Here is a 243-nt window from a genome sequence, read left to right on the forward strand (position 1 = left end):
CCACCACCGTGACCCTGACCGCCACCCCGAGTGTGGATGAAAACGGCACCATCACCTACACCGCCACGCTGACCGACAAGAACGGTGCCCCGGTTACCGCGCAGAACGGTCCAGTCACCGTGACCCTCGACAGCGGCAAGGTCATCACCATCGCCGAAGGCCAGAGCTCCGGTAGCCTGCCGGTCAGCGTCGGCAACGACGTTTACACCGGTCCGACCATCGTGACTGAATCCATCAAGGACG

The 243-nt window shown here is 63.4% G+C and carries 1 protein-coding gene; it reads left to right on the forward strand.

Annotated elements, in window-relative coordinates; genetic code table 11:
* Nucleotides 1–243: immunoglobulin-like domain-containing protein (locus Q8X48_RS30070; protein WP_407802702.1), on the forward strand; the 243-nt coding region annotated here is incomplete at both ends.

It is taken from the genome of Pseudomonas sp. QLc11A (assembly GCF_052112305.1).
In the GTDB taxonomy this organism is placed as follows: domain Bacteria; phylum Pseudomonadota; class Gammaproteobacteria; order Pseudomonadales; family Pseudomonadaceae; genus Aquipseudomonas; species Aquipseudomonas laurylsulfatiphila.